The 2,850-nt window shown below is 61.1% G+C and carries 3 protein-coding genes and 2 pseudogenes; 3 read left to right on the top strand and 2 right to left on the bottom strand.

The window, feature by feature from the left end; genetic code table 11:
- The 3 genes and pseudogenes from RZR99_RS33630 to RZR99_RS32500 all read left to right on the top strand — a co-directional run.
- A pseudogene (locus tag RZR99_RS33630) lies at window positions 1–163 on the top strand (IS6 family transposase); the annotation flags it as partial.
- Window positions 164–379: 216 nt separating this feature from the next.
- A complete protein-coding gene (locus tag RZR99_RS32495) occupies window positions 380–628 on the top strand; it encodes a type II toxin-antitoxin system Phd/YefM family antitoxin (protein ID WP_323123784.1) in 249 nt (82 codons plus the stop codon).
- Window positions 629–755: 127 nt separating this feature from the next.
- The gene (locus RZR99_RS32500; protein WP_323123785.1) at window positions 756–2,057 is read left to right on the top strand and encodes an MFS transporter; all 1,302 of its coding nucleotides are present in this window, start codon (window positions 756–758) and stop codon (window positions 2,055–2,057) included.
- Window positions 2,058–2,228: 171 nt separating this feature from the next.
- On the opposite strand, the pseudogene RZR99_RS32505 reads toward RZR99_RS32500, so the two are convergent.
- Window positions 2,229–2,552 (bottom strand): annotated as a pseudogene (locus RZR99_RS32505) (IS66 family transposase); the annotation flags it as partial.
- On the bottom strand, window positions 2,507–2,850 hold a 344-nt coding region (locus RZR99_RS32510; protein WP_323123786.1), incomplete at its 5' end, for a hypothetical protein. The gene RZR99_RS32510 and the pseudogene RZR99_RS32505, both read right to left, overlap by 46 nt.

Below are 2,850 nucleotides of genomic sequence, written 5' to 3' on the forward strand. Positions count from 1 at the left end.
CAAATCGGCGCGGCAGTTGCAACGATTTTGCTCGGTCCACGGACAGGTTTCGAATCTGTTCATGGGGTGCCGCTACAGTCGGAGCGTGCAGTGCAAACGCGAGGCACGTGCCCAGGCCTTTGCAGCCTGGGAGAGAGCTGCATGCGACCGGATGCCGGCGTAAGCCGATCGATACTCGCCTCACTCGTCCTTTGTCCGGCCGCCGAACAATCTGACAGTACCCCTGAGCGACAGACTGAACATTACGGGTTTATCCCGCCATCGCCAACGTGACAAAGCCAATGGGGAAAACTCCATCGTGCCTCAGCTTTAGTGCCCGAAAGGTGCGGTTAAAGGTGCGGTGCTATTATGGGTGCATATCAACCGCTAGAAGGCGGGCATGACCCACACCATTTTTGCACACACGACCGCCAGCGTGTCGGAGCTTAAGAAAAATCCGATGCTCACCGTGGCCGCCGGCGAAGGATTCCCGGTTGCCATCCTGAATCGCAACGAGCCCGCGTTCTACTGTGTGCCGGTCAAGGTGTTCGAGGTCATGTTGGAACGTCTCGAAGACACCGAGCTGAACGCGATCGCCGACGCGCGTGCGGGTCAGTCGGTCGTGAAGGTCGATCCCGATGCGTTATGAACTGGGCTTCCTCGAGATTGCGTTCAAGGAGTGGAAGAAGCTCATCCGTCGACCCCGATTCTTGCATGAGGCGGAGTCATGCATGCGGCCGGGAAGCGACTACGCACAATAAGGAAACATGGCGGAGATGAAGAACGGCACTCACTCGATCGAGCAAAGCGTCACAAGAAAATTCATCTGGCGTACCCTCCCGTTCCTGACCGTCTGCTACATGTTTGCAATCCTCAACCGCAATAACGTCGGTCTTGCCGCGCTGCAGATGAACCAGGATCTCGGCCTGTCCAGATCAGCCTTCGGTTGGGGCAGCAGCCTGTTTTTCATCGCGTATTTCCTGTTCGAAATTCCCAGCAACATCCTTCTCCAGAAATTCGGCGCGCGCATCTGGCTGGCACGTATCATGATCAGCTGGGGTTTGATCGCGACGGCCATGGCGCTGGTCAGGGGGCCGGTGTCGTACGGCATTGCGCGATTTGTTCTCGGCGCAGCCGAGGCGGGCTTCTTCCCAGGTGTGCTGCTCTACCTCACGTTTTGGCTTCCGGCCGCGTACCGGGCCCGTGTCATCGCGCTGTTTATGGTCGCGATTCCGTTGTCCGGGTTCTTCGGTTCGCAGATTTCCGGATGGCTCCTTTCGCTCGATGGCCTGCAGGGCCTGCGCGGGTGGCACTGGCTGTTCGTCGCCGAGGGGCTTCCGGTCTTTGTCTTCGGGATCGTCTGCCTGTTTTTGCTGACGGATCGCCCCGAGCACGCGACCTGGCTGACATCCACCGAGAAGGCATGGCTCGCCTCGCGTCTGCGGGCCGAGCGCGACTCTGCCCGTTCGATTGCCGAAGTCTCGACGTGGCAACTGCTGTGCAATAGACAGGTCTGGGGCCTGACGCTGGCTTGCTCGGCGGCATTGGCGGCCGGCAGTGTACTCAGCGTCTGGCAGCCGCAACTGATCAAGTCGCACGGCCTCACGGACCTCGAAACGGGCATGCTCAACTCGATTCCGTACGGCATCGCCTCGGTTCTGATGGTGATCTGGGGATGGAGCTCCGACCGCAAGGGCGAACGTAGATGGCATGCATGCGCGCCGTTGCTCCTGATTGCCCTCGGTTTCGGCCTCGCCGGCCTTGCCGGCAACCTCGCAACAATCCTTACACTGCTGTCCTGCGTGCTGATCGGCGCCTACTCGTTCAAGGCTCCCTTCTGGGCACTGTCGCTCGAGCTGCTGACGCCACGCGTCGCGGCCGTCGGTCTCGCGGGCATCAATGCCGTGGGGACATTGGCTGGCGGGTTGATGGTCAACGTGTACGGCATCATCCTCGACCAGACCGGTAGCACGAACCTGGCCATGATGCCAACTGCGATCATGGGCCTGGCTGGCGGGATCGTCATTCTGACCAGCTCGCGCGGCAGCGGTACGCGCATCGTCGGGACGCGGGTCTGATATCGCGCTACTCGAGACCGGGCAACCCGGTATGGCACGAACGGCCGCCTGTCGCACGCGCTGGTGCGCGCGACACGGACGCCCGCTTCATCACTCGTTTGTTCGTAACGACAGCCGCGACGGCTATGCTTGCCCATCAGTTGAAAATGACTCTCCATTCGGTATGCTGAATTTAGCGGTTACGTTGTAGGGCTCGTAGCCGTCGGTCATCATGACCGCGCCCTGACGGATGCCGGTGAACAGCTTCTCGCCCAGTTTCGTGCCGCGGCCCGGTGTATAGGTGAAGCAGCGGATGGGCACGCCCGAGCCGCTCATCTGCGCCCAGAGATAGCTCTTCGTCTGGGGGCGGCGGCCGGCCTCCTTCAGCACCTGGAGTATTGTCTCGTCGCAGTAGATCACCGCGGCATCGAGCAGCGCGTCGCACATCAGGTTGATCACGGGCTGGGCAGCTAGGCCGACGCGCTCCATGCTGGCGGCGATCGTGTTCGACGAGAGGACGCAACTCGCCCAGCGGCCCAAAGGACTGCTTTCAACGCCCCCTCCAATGCCTGAGCAACGAGCAGCGCACCGGGAAGCGTGGTTACTATCTCGCTGTCCGCTAATACCTGGGCGCCCGACCAGAGTTGCCGTGCTGTCAGCACGAAGCTCTGGCCATCCGACGGCGGCACCAAAGTGACTGTGGCGGAGGTCACTGCGGCACTTCCGGCTGCCTCTGGCAGATCGCTCATTCCGGTTTCCTGTTTATCGGCTTGCGCGGTGATTACTTGATCAACTGCATCCCTGCGACCTTGGC

It is taken from the genome of Burkholderia alba (assembly GCF_034721475.1).
Lineage (GTDB): Bacteria > Pseudomonadota > Gammaproteobacteria > Burkholderiales > Burkholderiaceae > Burkholderia > Burkholderia alba.